The sequence below is a fragment of the Cyanobium sp. ULC082 genome, assembly GCF_977927535.1.
The window spans coordinates 316386-334886 of the sequence record NZ_OZ376398.1; the positions used below are offsets into that span (position 1 = coordinate 316386).

Annotated in this window: 15 protein-coding genes and 1 pseudogene; 11 read left to right on the plus strand and 5 right to left on the minus strand. The window is 59.5% G+C overall.

What is annotated here, in order from left to right; genetic code table 11:
* Positions 1-200: 200 nt before the first annotated feature.
* The 11 genes and pseudogenes from ACXMDY_RS11020 (at position 201) to ACXMDY_RS11070 (ending at position 15606) form a co-directional block, all read left to right on the plus strand.
* Positions 201-3185 carry a DUF1156 domain-containing protein gene (locus ACXMDY_RS11020; protein WP_259702437.1) on the plus strand — a complete coding sequence of 995 codons (2985 nt, stop codon included), beginning with the start codon at positions 201-203 and terminating at the stop codon, positions 3183-3185.
* A gap of 6 nt (positions 3186-3191) precedes the next feature.
* On the plus strand, positions 3192-6440 hold the full coding sequence (locus ACXMDY_RS11025; protein WP_259702436.1) for a helicase-related protein: 3249 nt from the start codon (positions 3192-3194) through the stop codon (positions 6438-6440).
* Positions 6437-7324: a DUF3800 domain-containing protein gene (locus ACXMDY_RS11030; protein WP_259702435.1), complete on the plus strand. Its 888-nt coding sequence runs from the start codon at positions 6437-6439 to the stop codon at positions 7322-7324. The genes ACXMDY_RS11025 and ACXMDY_RS11030 overlap by 4 nt, the downstream gene beginning before the upstream one ends.
* Before the next feature lie 455 nt (positions 7325-7779).
* A complete protein-coding gene (locus ACXMDY_RS11035) occupies positions 7780-8913 on the plus strand; it encodes a PP2C family protein-serine/threonine phosphatase (RefSeq protein WP_259702434.1) in 1134 nt (377 codons plus the stop codon).
* A 55-nt stretch (positions 8914-8968) separates the two neighbouring features.
* On the plus strand, positions 8969-9985 hold the full coding sequence (locus ACXMDY_RS11040) for a serine/threonine protein kinase (protein WP_259702433.1): 1017 nt from the start codon (positions 8969-8971) through the stop codon (positions 9983-9985).
* A gap of 8 nt (positions 9986-9993) precedes the next feature.
* The gene (locus tag ACXMDY_RS11045; RefSeq protein ID WP_259702432.1) at positions 9994-11067 is read left to right on the plus strand and encodes a serine/threonine-protein kinase; all 1074 of its coding nucleotides are present in this window, start codon (positions 9994-9996) and stop codon (positions 11065-11067) included.
* An 817-nt stretch (positions 11068-11884) separates the two neighbouring features.
* Complete coding sequence (locus tag ACXMDY_RS11050; RefSeq protein ID WP_457767619.1) at positions 11885-12121, plus strand: DUF7227 family protein; 237 nt, start codon at positions 11885-11887, stop codon at positions 12119-12121.
* Between the two features lie 21 nt (positions 12122-12142).
* Positions 12143-13755: pseudogene (locus ACXMDY_RS11055) on the plus strand (IS3 family transposase).
* Positions 13748-14329, plus strand: a complete 582-nt coding sequence (locus ACXMDY_RS11060; RefSeq protein WP_457767663.1) for a DUF7227 family protein — start codon at positions 13748-13750, stop codon at positions 14327-14329. Before ACXMDY_RS11055 ends, ACXMDY_RS11060 begins: the two are co-directional and overlap by 8 nt.
* Before the next feature lie 44 nt (positions 14330-14373).
* Positions 14374-15171: a dioxygenase family protein gene (locus ACXMDY_RS11065; protein ID WP_259702429.1), complete on the plus strand. Its 798-nt coding sequence runs from the start codon at positions 14374-14376 to the stop codon at positions 15169-15171.
* A 105-nt stretch (positions 15172-15276) separates the two neighbouring features.
* Positions 15277-15606, plus strand: coding sequence for a hypothetical protein (locus ACXMDY_RS11070; RefSeq protein ID WP_259702428.1), 330 nt, complete (start codon positions 15277-15279; stop codon positions 15604-15606).
* A 40-nt stretch (positions 15607-15646) separates the two neighbouring features.
* Here ACXMDY_RS11070 and ACXMDY_RS11075 read toward each other — a convergent pair whose 3' ends face one another.
* Genes ACXMDY_RS11075 through ACXMDY_RS11095 form a run of 5 tightly spaced genes read right to left on the minus strand, consistent with a single transcriptional unit; the run spans position 15647 to position 18498 of the window.
* A complete protein-coding gene (locus ACXMDY_RS11075; RefSeq protein WP_259702427.1) occupies positions 15647-15841 on the minus strand; it encodes a hypothetical protein in 195 nt (64 codons plus the stop codon).
* Positions 15842-15896: 55 nt separating this feature from the next.
* A complete protein-coding gene (locus tag ACXMDY_RS11080; RefSeq protein ID WP_259702426.1) occupies positions 15897-16943 on the minus strand; it encodes a hypothetical protein in 1047 nt (348 codons plus the stop codon).
* Between the two features lie 12 nt (positions 16944-16955).
* The gene (locus ACXMDY_RS11085) at positions 16956-17627 is read right to left on the minus strand and encodes a hypothetical protein (protein WP_259702425.1); all 672 of its coding nucleotides are present in this window, start codon (positions 17625-17627) and stop codon (positions 16956-16958) included.
* Positions 17628-17685: 58 nt separating this feature from the next.
* Entirely contained in the window at positions 17686-17880 is a 195-nt protein-coding gene (locus ACXMDY_RS11090) for a hypothetical protein (protein WP_259702424.1), read from the minus strand.
* 12 nt (positions 17881-17892) lie between these two features.
* Positions 17893-18498: a hypothetical protein gene (locus ACXMDY_RS11095; protein WP_259702423.1), complete on the minus strand. Its 606-nt coding sequence runs from the start codon at positions 18496-18498 to the stop codon at positions 17893-17895.
* Positions 18499-18501 lie beyond the last annotated feature (3 nt).

Sequence of the window (18501 nt, forward strand, 5' to 3'; positions counted from 1 at the left end):
GCAATCAATGCATTTTATCCGAGGAATCCCTTGGCGACTATTTCTCAAGTAACCATTTTCCCCCTCCACTCATTTTCGTCACCCATGGGTTGCCTGCCCGGCATTAATCGGAGCAAAGAAAGTACGCATTTAGCTCTATTTTCCTGTCGTTCTGCCACGCGCGCTATTCGCGCTACTTGGTCGATGAATGAGGTGCTCACATGACCAAACGCCTGATCGAAGAGTGGCTGCCGATCGCTGAGTTGGGCATCGAGAGCGTGCGCGAACGCACCCCGATGACGCCCTTCCCGGCGCCGAATCGCCTACATGTGTGGTGGGCTCGACGACCTTTGGTCGGCTCCCGTGCAGCGGTATTGGCTTCAATTTTGCCGGCCGATGCGGATCGCAAAAACTTTATGCACTTGCTTGGTATTCATGGGGATCCAATTGCCACCAAGAAGAAAATAGCAACAGCCAAGAAGTCAGGTCAAGATCTTGGCCTAAATCCCTATGGCTACTCGCGAGCCTTCCAGCACTCGCCAGATGATAGGGATGGGTTTTGGTTTTTGGAAGAAATACAGAAGCTTGGGATCAAGATCCCTACTGTACTTGACCCCACAGCAGGGGGCGGAGCCATACCACTCGAAGCTTTTAGACTCGGGTGTAAAACATTCGCAAATGACATAAATCCTGTTTCCGTTCTTATTCAAAAAGCTACATATGAATGGCCCGCCAAATATGGACACTCGCTATTAAGCGAGTTCAGGCGCCTGTCAGATCGTTTTCTCGAGTTAGCAGAGCGTGAGTTTCAAAAGATTTACCCAAAAGAGGAGCCTGATACCCAGGTGCTTGGGTACTTGTGGGCTAGGACGATTAATTGTCCATACTGCTCTGGCAAGGTGCCTTTGTCACCTAACTGGAAACTTGCCCCGGATGGGACGGGGGTGCAAGTAATCCCACATCTTTGTGGTGGTCCTGGCGACAAAGGGCGTCACTGCGGATTCAGAATTGTTGGGAGCACTGGTGAACAGAGCGCCCCCACGGTAAAGAGCGGTAATGCAACTTGTCCGTATACAGACTGCGGTCGCGTTATAGATGGAGATCAGGTCAAGCTGCAAGCCCAAAAAGGCGAGATGGGGGATCAGATATTCGCGGTCGTGTTCAAGAAGAAATTGCCAACAGAATTCACTAAATCTGGCAAGCCCAAAAAAGACAAGTGGCGTCGTGGCTATCGGTCGGCAGAGTTGGTCGATGATAATACCGCAGAAATCCAGACTCTCCTAGCGGAGAAGCTGCCAGAGCTCGAGGCGCTTGATGCAATTCCAAGCGAAGATATTCCATTCGGTTTTGAGACAAATATTAGATGGCCGCTTCACCTCTATGGAATAAAGAAGTGGACCCAGTTCTTTTCTGGAAGGCAACTCCTTGCGCACTCCATTAACGTTGAACTGTTTCGAAAAGTCCTCCACGAGGAAGAGAGCGCACAAGGTGGACTTGCTGATGTGACTAGAGCGGCTCTTGGTCATCTCGCTCTTGCCCTTGATAAACTTCTTGACTACAACGGAAGATGTTCTACATGGATAAGCCTCCGTGAGGTTATTGGACACGTCTTTCAGAGGCACGACTTTGCGTTTATATGGCAGCACGCGGAGATGCCGCATGCCGTAACTGGCGGAGGCTTGAGATGGGCGTTTGATAGCAGTGCAAAGTGCCAAAAAGAGCTGATAAATCTTGTGGGCGGAGCCAGCCTCGAGACGCCTGACAATCCTTTACTTATGGCCCTTCAAGGCGCTCACGGACGTACAGGAGACTCTGCAGTCATTTCATGTGGCCCAGCGGATTCGTTGTCTCATATTGAGTCTGCCAGTGTGGACGCCGTGGTAATGGATCCCCCCTACTACGACAATGTTATGTATGCGGAGCTAAGTGATTATTTTTATGTGTGGCTGAAACGAACAGCAGGATTGCTCTACCCGGAGTTGTTCATGGCCCACCTGACTGATAAAGATAATGAGGCGGTGGCAAACCCCGCTCGACATGAAGGGAAAAAGGGGGCCAAAGCTCTTGCTGGCATGGATTACCAGCACAAGATGGCCGAGATCTTCGCCGAGTGTCGTCGTGTGCTCAAAGATGATGGGGTAATGACCCTAATGTTTACCCACAAAGCCACCGGCGCATGGGATGCCCTCGCCAAGGGGCTAATCGATGCCGGATTTGTAATCACTGCTTCATGGCCTATTAACTCTGAAGCAGAGGGGTCGTTGCATATCAAAGAAAAATCTGCTGCCAATAGTACGATTTATTTGGTTTGCCGCCTTCGCCCTGAGCAAAGACAGGAAGACGGTGTGCAGTACTGGGAAGATCTGGAACCACGCGTGAAAGCCGCTGTTCGCAAGCGCATTGAGCAGTTCCAGGCCGGAGGTATCCGGGGTGTTGATCTTTATCTCTCCTGCTTCGGGCCAGCGCTCGAAGAGTTTTCACTGCATTGGCCGATCAAGCGCGGCCAGCCCAAGCTGATCGAGGAGCGCGCAAGAAAACGGGGCCGGGCCCAGCTCACCCTTGATGAGCTGCTGGGCGAAGACGATCCCTACGCGGTGTCTCCGGAAGATGCCCTCGATGCCGCCCGCCGCGAGGTGAAGGCCTGGCGCATGGAGAAGCTCACCTCTGGATCGCGTCGGGCCCAGCTCGATCCGCTCACTGAATGGTTCGTGCTCGCCTGGGATGCCTTCCAGGCGCCCCAGTTCCCCTACGACGAAGCATTGCGCCTCGCCCGCGTTGTCGGTCTCGATCTGGACAAGGACGTGGTGGGCGTGCTGGCCGAGAAGAAGTCCAGCGATCTCATCCTCTGGGACAGCTCCACCCGCGCCACCAAGGGCAAGCTCGGTGCCCCCGATGGCACCAAATCCTGGATCGATGCCATCCACCACTGCGCCCACCGCGCTCGCAGCATTGATCTCAATGCCGCCAAGCAGCTGCTCGAGGACAACGGGCTGGCCAACAGCCCCGTCTTCCTCACCGCCCTGGAAGCCGTGCTGGAAGTGCTGCCCCTTTCGGCCCGCTACACCGGCTTCGATCCGGTGAAAGCTGCAGCCCCAGCTGCGTCCGACTTCGAAGCTCTGGAGAACCTGCGCCGCCTCGCCCTCGCTGAGCAGGTGCCGGCACCCAAGCAGCTGGAACTGGTGCTGGCTGAACTGGCCGAGGCGTAAACAGCCATGGCAGGCCTCGCCGATCACGCCTGGAAGGGTCGCTTCAGCAGCTCGATCGAGAGTCTCTTGGAGGGCTTCTACAGGCCGGCCCTGATGGATGCCACCCGCTACTGGCGCATCACCGGCTACTTCACCAGCCGCTCCCTTCTCCAGGTGCTGGAAGGCGTGGAACACCTGGTGGCGGCCTCAGCCGATGGGATGGGGCAAGGCCAGATGCGTCTGATCACGGGCGTGTTCCTCAGCGAGGCCGACATCGCTGCCCTCGCAGCCGGAACTCCCGCTGAAACCGTTCTCACCGATCACCTCTCGAACCACTTCCCCTTCAAGGGCGTGGCGCCGGGCGGGCAGGGGGCCGCAGCCCTCGGGGCCGAGCTCCTGGGCTGGCTGGTGAGCCATGGGCACCTGGAGATCCGAGTTGGGCTGCCTCTCATGGAAGGGCTCATCGTCAACGACGGCGCGATCTTCCATGCCAAGGAAGGTGTGATCGAAGACAAGGACGGGCAACGGCTGGGTTTCAGCGGCAGCGTCAACGAAACGCCCAACGGCTGGACGAGCAACTACGAGACCATCCAGACCTTCTGCTCCTGGAAGCCTGGCGGTATTGAGACCATTGATGAGCTGGAGGCTGGCTTCCTGCGGCTCTGGGAAAACCGCGACTCCGGCGCCCGCACCTTCACCCTCCCCGAGGCGATCCGCCAGCAGCTGGCCATCTTCCAACCCACTGAAGGGGTGCCCCGTCGTCTCAAACCCTTCCTCAAAGATCTGCCTACGCCGGAGCCAGAAACCGTCGTCGAGAGCGTCCATGACATCGATGAGCGGCGCCGCATTGTGTGGAGCTACGTGCTCAAGGCCGCCGCCAGCGATCTGCCGGGAGCCGAGCGGGTCGGTGAAGGCACCAGTGCAGTGACCCCCTGGCCCCATCAGCAGCGCGCCTTCCAGCGCCTCTGGCAGCAGTGGCCGCCAAGGCTGCTGATCGCTGATGAGGTGGGCCTGGGCAAAACGGTTCAGGCCGGCTTGCTGCTGCGCCAGGCCTGGTTGAGCGGCCGCGCCCGCCGCATGTTGGTGATGGCACCCGCGTCGGTGCTCAAGCAGTGGCAGCGGGAACTGCGCGAGAAGTTCGGGCTCGACTGGCCCATCTACAGCGGCAAGTCACTCGACTGGCAGCCCAGCCGCTTCCGCCCATCTGGTCTCTCCCGGCAGGTGGACCGCAGCACCTGGACCACAGAGCCCTTTGTTCTGGTCTCCAGCCACCTGATGCGACGGCGCGACCGCCACAAGGATCTGCTGGAAGCCGAGCCCTACGACCTGGTGGTTCTCGATGAAGCCCACCACGCCCGTACAAGGCGCGAGAACAGCAGCAGTGGTGGCGAGCGCTTGCGCCCCAACACCCTGATGCAACTGATGCAGCAGCTGCGCCAACGCACCAACGGTCTGCTGCTGCTCACCGCCACACCCATGCAGGTGAGTGAGCTGGAGGTGTGGGACCTGCTCGCCCTGCTGGGAATGCCCCCCGAGTGGACCGAAGATGCCTTCGAGCGGTTCTTCGAGTGGGTGGAGAAGGAGAACCCCGATGAAGCCACCCTCTCGTATCTGGCGGGGTTATGGCGCAGCAGTGTGGCGGCGTTTGGCGAGGCACCAGGCAATGCCATGCCGGAGGCGCTGCGGAAGGCGCCGCTGCGCAAGCGCAAGGCCCTGCGGGCCCTCAACGACACCGACTCCCTCTCCCGCCGCAACCTCAGCATTGAGATCCGCCAGGCCGCTCTGGCCCTGGCCAAACGCTGGACCCCGGTGCAGGGGCTGATCTCCCGCCACAGCCGCAACCTGCTGCGGGCCTACAAACAGCAGGGATCGATGGACCTCGCCATCGGCACCCGCCATGTGGACGACCGTTTCCTCGAGAGCACCCCAGACGAACGCGCCCTCTACGACGCTGTGGAGGACTTCATCTCCACCCAGTACGCCCAGGCAACCGGCCAGAAGAAATCGGCGGTGGGCTTTGTGATGACGATCTACCGCCGCCGGCTCGCCAGCAGCGTGGCCGCCTTGGTCTCCACCCTGGAGAAACGGATGGCCGGTCAGCAGCAACAGCTGGAGGAAGACGCCGCCGCCAGCGAAGACGACGACATCACCGGTGAACTCACCCTCGATCTGGAGGGCGTGCAGAGCGCCTTTCAGGAGGCCTCGCTCCAGGGCGAACTCGATGCCATCGCCGTGCTGCTCGATCAGGCCCAGCCCCTGGTCGGCCATGACAGCAAGGGAGCCGAGTTCCTCAAGGCCATCGAGGAGCTGCAGGCCCAGGGCTACAAGCAAGTGATCGTCTTCTCCCAGTACACCGACACGGTCGATGCGCTCAAGGAGCTGCTGATCGGCGCCGGACGAACCAGCTTGATGGCCTTCACCGGTCGCGGTGGTGAGATCCTGCAGAAGGGCGGGGTGTGGAAGAACCTGAACCGCGAGGCCACCAAACGCGGCTTCAAAGAGGGCAAGGCGGAGATCCTGCTCTGTACCGATGCTGCAGCTGAAGGCCTGAACTTCCAGTTCTGCGGAGCCCTGATCAACTACGACATGCCCTGGAACCCGATGCGCGTGGAGCAGCGCATCGGCCGCATCGACCGTATCGGCCAAACCCACGAGCAGATGCAGATCATCAACCTGCACCTTGATGGCACGGTGGAAGCCGATGTGTACCGGGCACTCAAGGGCCGGATCGCGATGTTCGAGCAGGTGGTGGGCAAGCTCCAGCCGATCCTGGCTAAGGCCTCCAGCTCGATTTCCCAGGCCACCCTGGTCAGCCGTGATCAGCGGGAAAAGGCTCGGGCATCCGCAGTGGCGGCTGTGGAGCAGGAGCCTGAGATCAAGGGTCTGGACCTCGATGAAGTCCTCCAGGACCTCGATGCCATTCGTGATGTGGTCAACACTCTGAAGCCTTCACCGCTCACATTGGCTGATCTGGAAGCCATCCTCAAGCAACCGGCGTTGCTGCCCCCCGGTTGTAGTGCCCGGTCGATTGGCGCCTATGACTTCGCCTGGTCCCAGCCGGGTCTAGACAAGGAAATGCGAGTCACTTGCAACGCCTCCTACTACGAGGACAACAGCGATAGCTGTGAGCTGTGGGTGCCGGGGAGCCCGCTGTTTCCTTTGTCCGAGACTGAAGCCCTAACAAAAGAGGGCGAAATGACGATAAGCAATAACATGTTTCGGCAAGCACTAATGAATTCGCATGGCCCCGTGATCAATGCGCACCGACGCAGATGACGCAATTCATCCTATATATCGATGACTCGGGGACCAAGGAGTACACCTCCACTGGCCAAGAATACTCCCTTCGGGGTAGAGGCGTTTCAAGATATTTTGTCTTTGGTGGAATTCTGCTTTCCGAGGTTGAGTCAGGTCGTCTTGTCGAAGCCATCAAGACTCTGAAGCGTGGATTCTTTGGAACGGAAGACATTGAGATTAAGTCGAACTGGCTCAGAAATCCCGATTCATGCAGGAATAAATACTTAAATCGATACGGAAAGACTGCAGCGCAACTTGAGGAATTTGTCAAGGATATGTATTGCAGCATCGCTGAGCGCGATCTCATGATTATCGCTGTTGCTGTAGACAAGGTTGAGTCAAAGACTCAGTACGGGGATAGGGCTTGGTATCCGCCTGCTATTGCATATGAGCTCTTGATGCAACGCGCAGTTCAAGAGATTCGCATTCCAGACAGTCTTGCTGTTGTCATTGATGACATGACGGGCGCAACCCCCGCGGGCAATCAATACAAAGCCAACCTAAAGTCTCACCACGCCCAGCTCCGGAAAACGGGCTCTAGGCTGCAATCAAAACTTCGCTTTGACTCAATCAATAACGATCTTAGATTTGTTGATTCGGCGCACTGGAACCAAATTCAAGTGGCTGACATTATTGCTTACAACGTCTATCGTCAATTTGTGGAATACGGAGAAGAATGGGAGGGGAAGGGGCTTGGCGACGGGGACGAGCTACCCGTATATCCATGGTTTGAGAAACTTGGTTCAAAGTTCCGATCGGACAGCAGCGGAAGGGTCCAGGGATATGGAATTATTAAGTTTCCGATGGGTATAAGAGTGCCATGGTCCTTCAAAGAAGGAGAAAGTGGTGCGACCACATCTTGAGACCCGGCGTAGTTTCGCGGGAGGTCAAATGGACCCAGGGAAACCCCCTCTTGTTTGCAGCCGCAGTTTGATACTATCACGAATCAGGCTGGCGAGCAATCAATCAGTACTTAGTGGCCTGCTTGTGTGAAAAAGTGGCCTATTGGCTCGAATCGCGGAACCATAAAGCCAGTAGCTGAAGAACAACATACTTCAGCTTTGCGAGCCCACATCTAAGTCGGCTGCCGTATCAATCTATGGCTGTGGAATGACATGAGTTGACAAGGCGAAGAACACAGACAAATGGCACAGTGAGTTACTCGGTTGGTGTCTCATGGCATGCCGACATCTGGAGCGGAGCACCTCTGATGCACAGCTCAAATCGCATTTGTTCCTTAGACATAAGAGGCCGCTGGTCTCTCCAGCAGATACCGCTAGAATGTTGAGGAACCCCATCAGAATCCGTTCCTGACCCCATGACTGCCGGCGGCTATCAACGGCTTGTTCAGTCTGCTATTAGCGACTGGCTACGGGATGGCAAGAAGACAGGTTCTGTAAGCGCTGATTTTGGTGGTGTTCATATAGCTAGCTCCAAGGGCGGCAGAGAAGAGAACCAAGACCGTGCCATCTTTCTAAGAGTTCAATCTGCAATTAAGGAACGACCCGCAATCGCATGCATCGCACTTTGCGATGGCATGGGTGGCATGCAGTCTGGGAGTGCAAGCGCTGATTTGGCAATTAGTACGTTTGCTAGCTCATTAGTCACGGGAAGAAGTAGCAGACTGCCCGAGAGACTTGAGCTGGCAGCTGAGGCAGCCAATCAGGCTGTCTATCAAGAATACAAAGGTAAAGGTGGTGCAACACTTGCTGCGGTTGCGTGCTCAAACACGGGAGAGTGGTCAGCCATAAACATAGGGGATAGCCGTATTTATACATTTCTGGCACCGCACGGGATTAGGCAGATCTCTACGGATGACACCCTTGAAAACATGTTGTCAGACTTGAGGCTTTCCATGCCGGGTTCGGAGTTCAGAAAACTTGTTCGGTTTATTGGAATGGGGGACGGTCTTGACGCTCAGTCAATCTCTGTATCCCAAGCGCAAGAGGTAACATGGTTTGTGTTGGCATCCGATGGCGCATACGGCATTACTGAACCCATTTTCAAAGGCATTGTAAGTCACAGTAAATCGGCTTTGGATGCAGCTCACAAGATCAATGATGTGTCCGAGTGGATTGGAGGAAGTGACAACTCGACCATGGCAATACTAGATCCTCGCGCAAAGTTCTTCTCTTCATGGCAGCCATCAAAAGTAGGTTCTCTTCAGATAGTTGGAGTACCGGGCTGCCTTCAGTTAGTTATCCACAGCGAGAGCCAGAAGACTGCACTGCCTTCCCCCTCAATCGAAATGCGCAGGGCTCCACGGAGAAGAAACCGAGACAAGCCAGATCATCAAACTAAAATTGTGGACACTACACGAGAAATGGTATCCAGCAATGTGGACGAGAAGACTGACCCAAAAGACATAAAGCAACCTGGCACCAAGCCCGTCCACGAAGACTACATTGAGCCTCGACTAGATATTGAAATAATTGAATCTGGGAAGTCCTAACGTGAGGCAGCTTCCTACTCGCTATCAACCAATAGGGCCAGCCCTGGGAGGCGGCATGAGTGAGGTAGTTATTTGCAGAGACTCGGACTTAGATCGTCTCGTTGCAATTAAGTTCATAAGAGATCTGGCAGATCGCCGAAGACTCTTTGACGAGATCAAAGCACTACAGCGGATCAGATCAAAGCATGTCGTGCAAATATACGACATATTTGCGCATGAAGGAGAGCCTGATATTGGCATCGTGCAGGAATATGTTGATGGAGCCGACTTGAATTGGTCGCACAATCAAATTGCCGGTGATGCCAAGGGCTACCTAAAGCTTCTATACCAGGTAGCGAGAGGCCTTGAGGATATTCACGCAGCCAATGTGATCCATAGGGATATCAAGCCAGATAACATTAAGATTGACAGTGTCGGCATTGTTAAAATCTTCGACTTTGGTTTGGCTCGTGAAGCAGGTGTTGATGATGCGACTGACGGCTTTGTTGCAACACCCAGCTATGCAGCACCTGAACTATGGGGAGCAGGCAGAGTCGAGTTCACAAAGTCTGTTGACGTATTTGCATTTGGCTTGCTTGCATGGAGCTTGACACAATCTGGCATCCCTGTTTGCTTGCGTAAGATTCCACCTACGTTTTCAACGCTGCTACCTAGCTTTGCGGATGCAATTCCAGAATTACCAGAAAGTGTTTCCATGTTGCTCGATAGAACACTTTTGTCTGATCCAGGTCAACGACCTACTTCGGCTGCCTTGAGGAATTGCCTTGAGAAACATCTCTTGCTGGGTAGCCATAGAGCATTGCTTGTACATCGAGGGACACCATACTTCCTTGACAAGGACAGGCATCAAGTAAAGCTGAAGAATCCACCTCATGCCGATTCCATTGTAATTGTATATACCGGATTTCAGTTTATAGTATCAATCGTCACTGGCCACGTCTTTATTAACAATCTTCCTGTAGCGCCTGGGACTGTTCTTCCCAGCAGCTGTGTGATCGGTCTTGGCCAACCGTCTCAACGTGGTCGTCTATTTCCAACCTTTGACATCTCTAACCCAGAGGTTGTCCTATGAGATCAACGATGATCCTCAAGGCCAACGACGTCATAGCCGGTAAGTACCGTATCTCCGAGTTTATAGGCCAAGGGGGCATGCAGCAGGTCTACAAATCTGAACACATCCTGCTCGGCAAAGAAGTTGCTATTAAGACACCAATTAATCCATCTGCTCTAAAGCGTTTCAAAAGTACCGCAGTTGCAAGCGCAAGAGTCAACCACCCTAATGTTGCAAAGACATTGGACTACTGCGAAATCGGTAATTTATCTATTCTTGTTGAAGAGCTGATCGCGGGCCCAGACTTGAAGCAAGGCCTGCTTGCTCATGCCGGAGCGCTGGACCCATCCCTTGTTGCCAAGATTCTGCACCACCTTGCCAAAGGCGTAGCTGCTTCACATCAGGCTGACGTGGTTCATCGTGATCTTAAGCCGAATAATGTAATGATCACAGGTGGATATTCTGTAGATGAGATCAAGATCACCGACTTCGGGATTGCGAAGCTTGTGGAGGATGAAATGAGTGACGCCGAGGATGGCGATCTTTCTAGATCAACATCGTCAACTGTTATTGGGGCGTGGCCTTACATGGCCCCCGAGATGATTCTCAAATACAGAGACGCTGGAAAGCCTGCTGACGTTTGGTCTCTTGCTGCTATGGCTTACGAACTGATGAGTGGGAACAAGCCTTTTGGCCCGGGGCCAACAGCTTTAGCCGCGGTTCTGCGAAGTCCAATTCCTGTGCCTCCTCGTCCAGCTCAACTTCACTGTAAGCCACAGTTTGAGCCACTTGGGGATGAGCTTTATAATCTTATTTGCAGTTGTTTGCTGGCTGATCCCTCAGCAAGGCCAACGGCTGCCCAGCTCGCAAAGTATTGCGAGTCGTTATGTTACTCGGTTTCGAGCAGATTCAATGGGCAATGCAATTACATTCATCCGCGTGGCGCTATGGGACAGATCACGACTGTCAAAGGTGACAGAATCTTTTTCAACATGGATAGCGTGTATGGCGATCGTCCTGTAGTTGGATCCAGTGTTTGTTTTTCTGCTTTTCCTGGCCAGCCTTTACCAAGGGCGCATCCAGTGCTTGTCTTGAGACCTTAATCCTGCTTCTGAAGCATAGGAGGAGCCGTAAGTAGAGCATCAACAGCATCCCTTGGGCCAGTAATGCGCCTCAACAACAATCGACTCCGATCTCTGCTTTGCGGGTCTGATGTCTGGTGTCCGGGCAGCAACTGCCCTGTTCCCGCTAAGGCACCACTCTGACGTGAGGGGCATTATCACCACTAAGCCGGCGTCATAATCTTTGCTTCCCTAGGTCGGTCCTTACGCCGCGTCCTTCAAAAAGCTTCCCTCTCCTCCACGTCCCGCAACTGGTAGCCGACCCAGGGCCTCAGCCACTCTGCCCTCAAGAACCACCGGCAGCTAGCTGGTGGGGTCGGGCTGAGCCAAGGGTCGCTCAACTGCTAACAGGCGGTTCAGCACAAAGGCCACGGCCGTCGGCGGATCGGTCTCACCAACGGCTTGAGCGTCGGCGGGATCTGCAGCTGCTGATCGGCCCAGTGGGGAGCCAGGGCTGCCAGGAGGCTGTCGCGGTCGCTGTGAATGCAGAGCATGGCAGTGGCTGAAAGTTCTAGCCACCAGCCTGATCGGACCGGCCCGCTTCGCCGGCGCAGATGGTGACAGGGCCGAGCAACCAATGGCACATCCACGGCCATCGATCGCCTCAGCGCTGATGTGCCGCGGGCGATCGGCTGCGCTTTGAGGTCGGTGCCGCAGGCCCTTCCATGCTCCGCGCCTTGGCAAGGGCTTCACCAGCCAGCCGTGCTGGACGTTGGGCTCCGCTGCGCTGCGCCATTCTCTGGTGGCTGGCCCTTGACCGGCGGCGCGGCTGCAGGGCGGGTCCTGCGTCACCCCACCTGTGGCTGCTGCCCAGTCCCACCGTGCATCCCTCTCGTTTCCAAGCGAAAACCGCAAAACCGGCCCAATCGCCGTCTCCAGCACAAGCCGGCTCACCTGCCCCTGCAGCTGCCCCTTGGCCGGGCGAGAAGGCTGCTACGCCGAAGCCGGCCATCACACCCGTCTGCACTGGGATCGGCTCAGCCCCCCTCTGCCAGCAAAGTTGACGCCTCTCCACCCCGACCATCTTTTCCACTAGGGGGCTTGATGGAGCGATTCGATGCATCGGTACAGCGAGGCCGTGAAAGCTGACGTGAAAAGGCGGATGACTCCGCCGCACAGGCAGAGCGTGGCCCGGATTTCAGAAGAGCTGGGCATTCATGTGGTCACGCTCTACAACTGGAGGAAGACCTGGCGATTACAAGGGGAAGTGGTGCCGGCATCCGAGAAGGATCCTGAGGGCTGGGGCGCCACCGACAAGTTCACGGTGGTGCTGGAGACCGCGGGGTTGAACGCCACTGAACTCAGTGCCTATTGCCGTGAGAGGGGCCTCTATCCGGAACAGGTGGCCCGCTGGCGCCAAGCATCCCAGGATGCCAATGAAAAGCCAGTGCTCACCTTGAAAGAGCAGAAGGATCTAGACCGCCGCCATCAGCAGGACCAGCGTGAAATCAAACAGCTCAAACAGGAACTGCGGCGTAAGGAGAAGGCCCTGGCGGAGGCGGCAGCACTGCTATTGGCTGCAAAAAAGATCCAGGCCTTCTGGGGAGAGGACGGGGGCGACTGACCTCGCCCGAAGACCGCCAGAAGGCTCTGCAGATCCTGGATGAAGGCATCGCGGCAGGCGCCCGTGTCAGTGAGCTGGCCCTGCTGCTGGGGGTGGGCCTCACAACGTTGCAACGCTGGCGACGCCAATTCGCAGGTGATGGGGACGGCCTTGATCTCCGTAAAGGGAGCCACCGCCATGTCGGTCACCGGCTCAGTGAGGAGGAACGCCAGCGGATCCTGCTCACTTGCAACGAGCCGGAATTCGCGGCGTTGCCCCCCGGGCAAATCGTGCCGATTCTGGCTGACCGGGGCCTGTTCATTGGCTCAGAGCGCAGTTTCTACCGGGTGTTGCACGCCCATGGCCAGGCCCACCGCCGTGGTCGTGCCCGGCCACCGCAAGAGCCCAGAGCGGTTCCACGCCTGCGGGCTGCAGGGCCGAATCAGTTGTGGAGCTGGGACATCACCTACCTGCCCACCACCGTCCGTGGTGTGTGGCTCTACCTCTATCTGGTGATCGACGTCTGGAGCCGCAAGGTGGTGGCCTGGGATGTCGCTGAGCGAGAAGACCCAGCCATTGCAGCCGATCTGGTGAGCCGGGCGTGCCTGCGCGAGCGGTACTGCTGCGCAGAAGGCTTCGCCTACAGCAAAGGCCGCAAGCAACCACTGGTGCTGCATGCCGACAACGGCAACGCCATGCGTGCTGCCACGCTCAAGAGCCGGCTGGAGGAGCTGGGTGTGCTCAGGTCCTTTTCCAGGCCACGGGTGTCGAATGACAACCCTTACTCCGAATCGCTGTTCCGCACAGCGAAATACCGACCCGACTATCCAAGGCGGCCATTCAGCAGCGTGGAGACGTCATGTCAGTGGGTGGCGTCGTTTGTGGACTGGTACAACCACAGGCACCGCCACAGCGGCATCAAGTTCGTCACGCCCCACCAACGGCACAGTGGCCAGGCCGTTGACATCTGCCGCCACCGGGCTGTCGTCTACGAGCAGGCACGCCAAAGGCATCCACGACGGTGGTCACGATCGACGCGGTGCTGGCGTCAACCGGAAGTGGTGTGGATCAACCCGCCGCCGCCTGAAATCGAGTCAGACTTAACTACGTTGGCGATGGCTGCCTGAACAGCAGCAGAGGCATCATCTTTCCTGGCAGTCACCGAGCCGCGGCGAGACCGGCTTCCCGGCGGCGGCCTTCATCCGTCAGGTGATGGCACTGCCGGCCGGCATCCTCTTCCGCCATTGCGTGGCCGGGGATCAGTGGCCCGATCCCGCTGATCCGCTGCGCATCGATCAGGCCCTGCTGCTCCAGCTGGCACGGGCCACCAGGCATCTGCGGGCGGCCTGGTCCTACACCCACTTCCCGTTGGGCCCTGAGAATCAGGCCACCGTGCGGCTGGCGGCCGCCAAGGGCCTTGTGGTCAATGCCTCCACCGAATCCCGATCCGTGGCGGCAGGGCTACAGCGCCAAGGCATCCCGGCGGTTTGCGTGGTGCCGACCGAGTGGCCAGCGGTGTTCCGCCATCAGGGCGTGCGGTTCGTGGCCTGCCCCGCCAACCGCGGCGGCCGCAAGGTGCAGTGCATCAGCTGTGGCGGCCGCTTTGGCCTCCCCCTCTGCGCCCAGGGCGATCGGGGGTTCGTAATCACCTTCCCGTCCCATGGCGCTCGCGCCGCGGCGGCAGCGGCCCATTGCAGCTGAGCGGGCAGGGCCCGCCAGACTTGCCAGCAGGCGCAGGCGCAGGCATGGCCACCTCTCCATCGGTTCTGTTCGTGGCTCATGGTTCGCCGATGTTCGCCATCGAGCCTGGTGCGGCCGGTGTGGCCCTCCAATCCCTCGCCACCGAGCTGGACCAGCCGCGGGCTGTGCTGGTGATCAGCCCCCACTGGGAGACGGAAGTGCCAACGGTGAGCACGGCAAGCCAGCTGGAGACCATCCACGACTTCGGGGGCTTTGATCCAGCCCTGTACGAGCTCCAGTACCCGGCCAGTGGCAGCCCACAGGCAGCACAAGAAATTGTTCAGGCTTTGCAGGCCAAGGGGCTGTCGGTGACCACTGACCCGCAGCGAGGTCTGGACCATGGGGCCTGGGTACCGCTGCGTTATCTGTTCCCCGCGGCGGATGTGCCCGTGGTGCCGCTGTCGATTCAGCACCACGGCGGCCCGGAGCATGCTTATCGGGTGGGCCAGGCCCTGGCGCCCCTGACTGAGCAGGGTTGGCTGATCGTGGCCTCCGGCAACATCACCCACAACCTGCGCGACTGGCAGCAGGCCACCCGCAGCGGTGGGGTCGACACCAGCTACGCCCAGCGGTTCTCGGACTGGGTCGACAAGCAGCTGAGCAGTGGGCAGGTGGAGGCGCTTCTGCATTACCGCGAACACCAGCCGGATGCGTTGCGCGCCCACCCTCGCGATGAGCACCTGCTGCCGCTGTTCACGGCCCTCGGTGCGGCCGGTGCTGATGCCAAACCACGTGCCTTCCACCGCGGCATCACCGACCATGTGATCGCGATGGACGGCTACGCCTTTGACCGCACGGCCTGAGCTGGGGATGGGCTTGCTACGGGCCTCTCCAGTCTGAGGCCCTCCTGCCGTCGGGCCTCCGCTGGGATCGGTCCCGTCGCTGCGCCACATCCGGCGCCGATCGTCATGGCCACGCTCTTCGCCTTCCCGCCCGCTGCGGCTGCCTCGCCGTTCTGCAGCCCCGAGGAAGATCCATTCCTGCTGCTGGAATCCACGCTTCGCGGGGTGCAGGAGATCCTGTTGCGTCGGCGGGGGCTGCCGCTGCGCCGCATCTGGATCGAGCAGCCCTATGGAGAAGAGGAGATCACCCGGCTCGAGGAGGAGGTACTGCCGGTGATCCAGCAGTGCCTGGAGCGCATCGCTGAGATCGATGCGGAGCTCCAGGCGCAGCAGGAGGCCGAGATCTCCTGCCTCCAGGCCCAGTGCCTGGCTGAGCTGGAGCTGGCGGAGGCCTGAGCCCGGCTGGGGGGCTCAGACCCCCTGCCCGTCGCGCGGCTCAGTCAGCTGAGAACACCAGGGTGGTGAGCGGCCACCAACCGCTGCCGCCCTCCTCGTAGCTCAGCTCCACCATCGGATCAACGGGGCTGCTGCTGGTGTCGAAGCTGAGCACCATGGCGCCGGTGGCGGGGCTGACCAGGTCACGCCAGCAGCGCGAACCGATCGCCGGCAGGGCTGCAGTGGTGGTGGTCATTGTTCTGGAGGGGTGTGAATTGGTCGTGCCGTTGAGATGCGGCACGGGGGGCTGATCAGGGGCTGAGCATCACGCGGTTGCCGCTGCCGCTGTTGCTCACCGCCACGAACTGCGCCCGCTGCGGCGACCAGCAGATCGAGCGCCAGCCCAGATCGGCCGGTGAACTGCGCACCGTCCAGTTCAGGCCATCGGGGCTGGTCATGATCCGGTTGCCGGTGCCGCTGCTGGCCACCGCCACCAGCAACCCCCGTTCCGGCGACCAACACACGGATGTCCAGGCGTTGTCCGCCGCCGAGCTGCGCAGGGTCCAGGTGATGCCATCCGGGGAGGTCATCAACCGATTGCCTTTGCCACTGCTGCCGATCGCCACCAGTAGTCCCAGTTCCGGTGCCCAGCGGAGCGCGGTCCAGTTGTTATCCGCCGCGGAGGTCCGCAGAGTCCAGCGGCTGCCATCAGGCGAGGTCATCACCCGTTGACCGCTGCCGGTGCTGCTCACGGCAACGAACAGACCCAGCTCCGGTGCCCAGCACACCGATCGCCAGTCTTGATTCGCAGTAGCCCTTGCTGTCCAGTTGATGCCATCGGGGGAGGTCATCACCCGGTTGCCGCTGCCGCTGCTGGCCACCGCCACCAGCAAGCTGCGTTCGGGCGACCAGCAGAGCGCGGTCCAGCTGTTGTCTGCCGGTGTGGCACGCACCGTCCAGGTGATGCCATCCGGAGAAGTCATGACGCGTTGGCTACTGCCGCTGTCGCCGCTGGCCACGAACAGGCCCAGCCCGGAGGCCCAGCAGAGCGCGATCCAGTTGTTCTCGGTCGCTGCTGCTCGCGGGCTCCAGCGGAATCCATCGGGTGAGGTCATCACCCGGTTGCCGCTACCGGTGTTGCCCACGGCCACGAACAGGCGGCGCTCCGGTGACCAACAGGCGTCCTGCCAGCTGTTGTCCGCCGCAGAGCGGGCGCTCGACCAGAGGATGCCGCTGATCCCCAGCACCAGCGCGGGGCTGAGCTGCGCCACCAGCGCCAAAACCGGGAGCTGATAGGTGCCGGCCTCGGGCCCAGCGGGGCGGGTGATCGCCAGCCGGTCATCGCTGTGGAGCGTCATCAAGAAGTGAGCTCAGGGCAGGGCCGGCAGGGTGCTGATGTCCAGGGGCATGTAGTCACCGGCTGGCTGAGCAGCGGCCATGGCTTCCGCAAGTTGAGCGGCATCCACGACGGCCCCAGGCGTGCCGGCGCTGATGTCCGTGCCGCCGGCCAGCCGCACTACACCGACAGCTTCCGTGGTGGCGCCGCTAATGCCGATAAGCGGCTGGGCCGGGTCGTTCTCATCCACCGTCACCGGGGTCTCAGCCAGGATCCGTACCACACCAAGGCCATCGGGACCCAGGGCGGCGTTGGCGCTCCATGCGCTGCCGTCGAACAGCAGCAGATCGCCCTGGCTGATCGCCTCCCCGGCGAGGCCGCTCCAGCTGGCCAGGGCCGGGCCGGGGCTACTTGCCAGGTAGACATCCCCCACCGCCGCATCCGCCGGGGCATCTTCTGTGGTGGGGTCGATCGCGCCCTTGTAGAGCAGGGCGCCGGGGATGGCGGCATGGAGGGTGCCGTCAGCCTCCACCGTCAGGTTGGTGCCGGGCTTGATGCCACCGATCGCTGCCGCACTTGCGGGAGTGAGCACGTAGGCCTTCACCTGCTCGGCGGTGGCCTTGTAGGGAGTGCTGCCCCGCTGCACCAGCAGCAGATCGGTGGGCTGGGTTGCGGCGGCAGCGGTGGTCGTTGCGGTGGGGGCCATGGCGAGGGAGAAGCAGAAGTGCGGATTGAGTTGACCGTGGTTGAACCAGTCCTGGCGGTCAGGGCGGCAAGGGGTCGAGCAGCTGCAGATCAAGGTGGAGGCTCACCACGCCATCCAGCTCGCTGCTGACAAGGGGTGGCTGGGCCTGCACGGCGGTGATGGCGCCATCCGGGGGAAGCGGTGGCAGAAGGTCATCGCCCTGCCACTGCGCCTCCCCCAGAAAGACCACACCCTCCAGCCGATCTGACGCCATCAACCGGCTGCCTCAGAAGAGATCAGCGGGCAACTCCAGCAAAGGAGTGCCGTCGGCAACGGCGCCGGCTTGGAGGGCGGTGGCTTCCTCCACCAGCTCAGCCTTGGTCATCCCCCCATCGAGGCTGACGCCATAGGTGCCGGAGCAGAAGGCGACGATCTCGGCCTTGGTCATCGCCTGGAAGTTGGGAGCTTCCTCCGCCAGCAGCGCCTCACCGGCAGCTGGCTCGGGGGCCTGAGGCTCAGGCTCCTGGGGCTCGGCGGGTTCGGAGGCCAGAAGAGGTTCCTCCAGCTCCGGGTGCGGTTCGCTGGGTTCCCGTGGCTCCGGCTCTGTCGGCTCCGGCTCAATCGGCTCCGGCGCTGCCGGTGGGGTGGGGTTGACCACCTGCCAGCCCAAGGCCTGCCAGCCGGTGAGATGCACCGGCCAAATCGAGCGGTTCTCGCTGTCCTTGGTGATCAGAAGCCGGGAGTGCAGCAGCTCCAGCTCCACACCAGCGGTGTCAGCCGCCAGCAGCATTGCGCGGCGCTCTCCACCGGGCGGGTTGGGTGTAGCGATCTGACTGTCGGGGTCTAGTGGGCTCAGCAGATCGAGGGGCAGGGCGTCGGGGGCTTGACTCATCGC

Bases quoted from the DNA above. Each gene is read 5' to 3' on its own strand.
- ACXMDY_RS11025 (WP_259702436.1), top strand. From the start codon at position 3,192: ATGGCAGGCCTCGCCGATCACGCCTGGAAGGGTCGCTTCAGCAGCTCG.
- ACXMDY_RS11045 (WP_259702432.1), top strand. From the start codon at position 9,994: ATGATCCTCAAGGCCAACGACGTCATAGCCGGTAAGTACCGTATCTCC.
- ACXMDY_RS11075 (WP_259702427.1), bottom strand. From the start codon at position 15,841: ATGACCACCACCACTGCAGCCCTGCCGGCGATCGGTTCGCGCTGCTGG.
- ACXMDY_RS11040 (WP_259702433.1), top strand. From the start codon at position 8,969: ATGAGTGAGGTAGTTATTTGCAGAGACTCGGACTTAGATCGTCTCGTT.
- ACXMDY_RS11085 (WP_259702425.1), bottom strand. From the start codon at position 17,627: ATGGCCCCCACCGCAACGACCACCGCTGCCGCCGCAACCCAGCCCACC.
- ACXMDY_RS11035 (WP_259702434.1), top strand. From the start codon at position 7,780: ATGACTGCCGGCGGCTATCAACGGCTTGTTCAGTCTGCTATTAGCGAC.
- ACXMDY_RS11030 (WP_259702435.1), top strand. From the start codon at position 6,437: ATGACGCAATTCATCCTATATATCGATGACTCGGGGACCAAGGAGTAC.
- ACXMDY_RS11070 (WP_259702428.1), top strand. From the start codon at position 15,277: ATGGCCACGCTCTTCGCCTTCCCGCCCGCTGCGGCTGCCTCGCCGTTC.
- ACXMDY_RS11065 (WP_259702429.1), top strand. From the start codon at position 14,374: ATGGCCACCTCTCCATCGGTTCTGTTCGTGGCTCATGGTTCGCCGATG.
- ACXMDY_RS11095 (WP_259702423.1), bottom strand. From the start codon at position 18,498: ATGAGTCAAGCCCCCGACGCCCTGCCCCTCGATCTGCTGAGCCCACTA.
- ACXMDY_RS11090 (WP_259702424.1), bottom strand. From the start codon at position 17,880: ATGGCGTCAGATCGGCTGGAGGGTGTGGTCTTTCTGGGGGAGGCGCAG.
- ACXMDY_RS11080 (WP_259702426.1), bottom strand. From the start codon at position 16,943: ATGACGCTCCACAGCGATGACCGGCTGGCGATCACCCGCCCCGCTGGG.
- ACXMDY_RS11020 (WP_259702437.1), top strand. From the start codon at position 201: ATGACCAAACGCCTGATCGAAGAGTGGCTGCCGATCGCTGAGTTGGGC.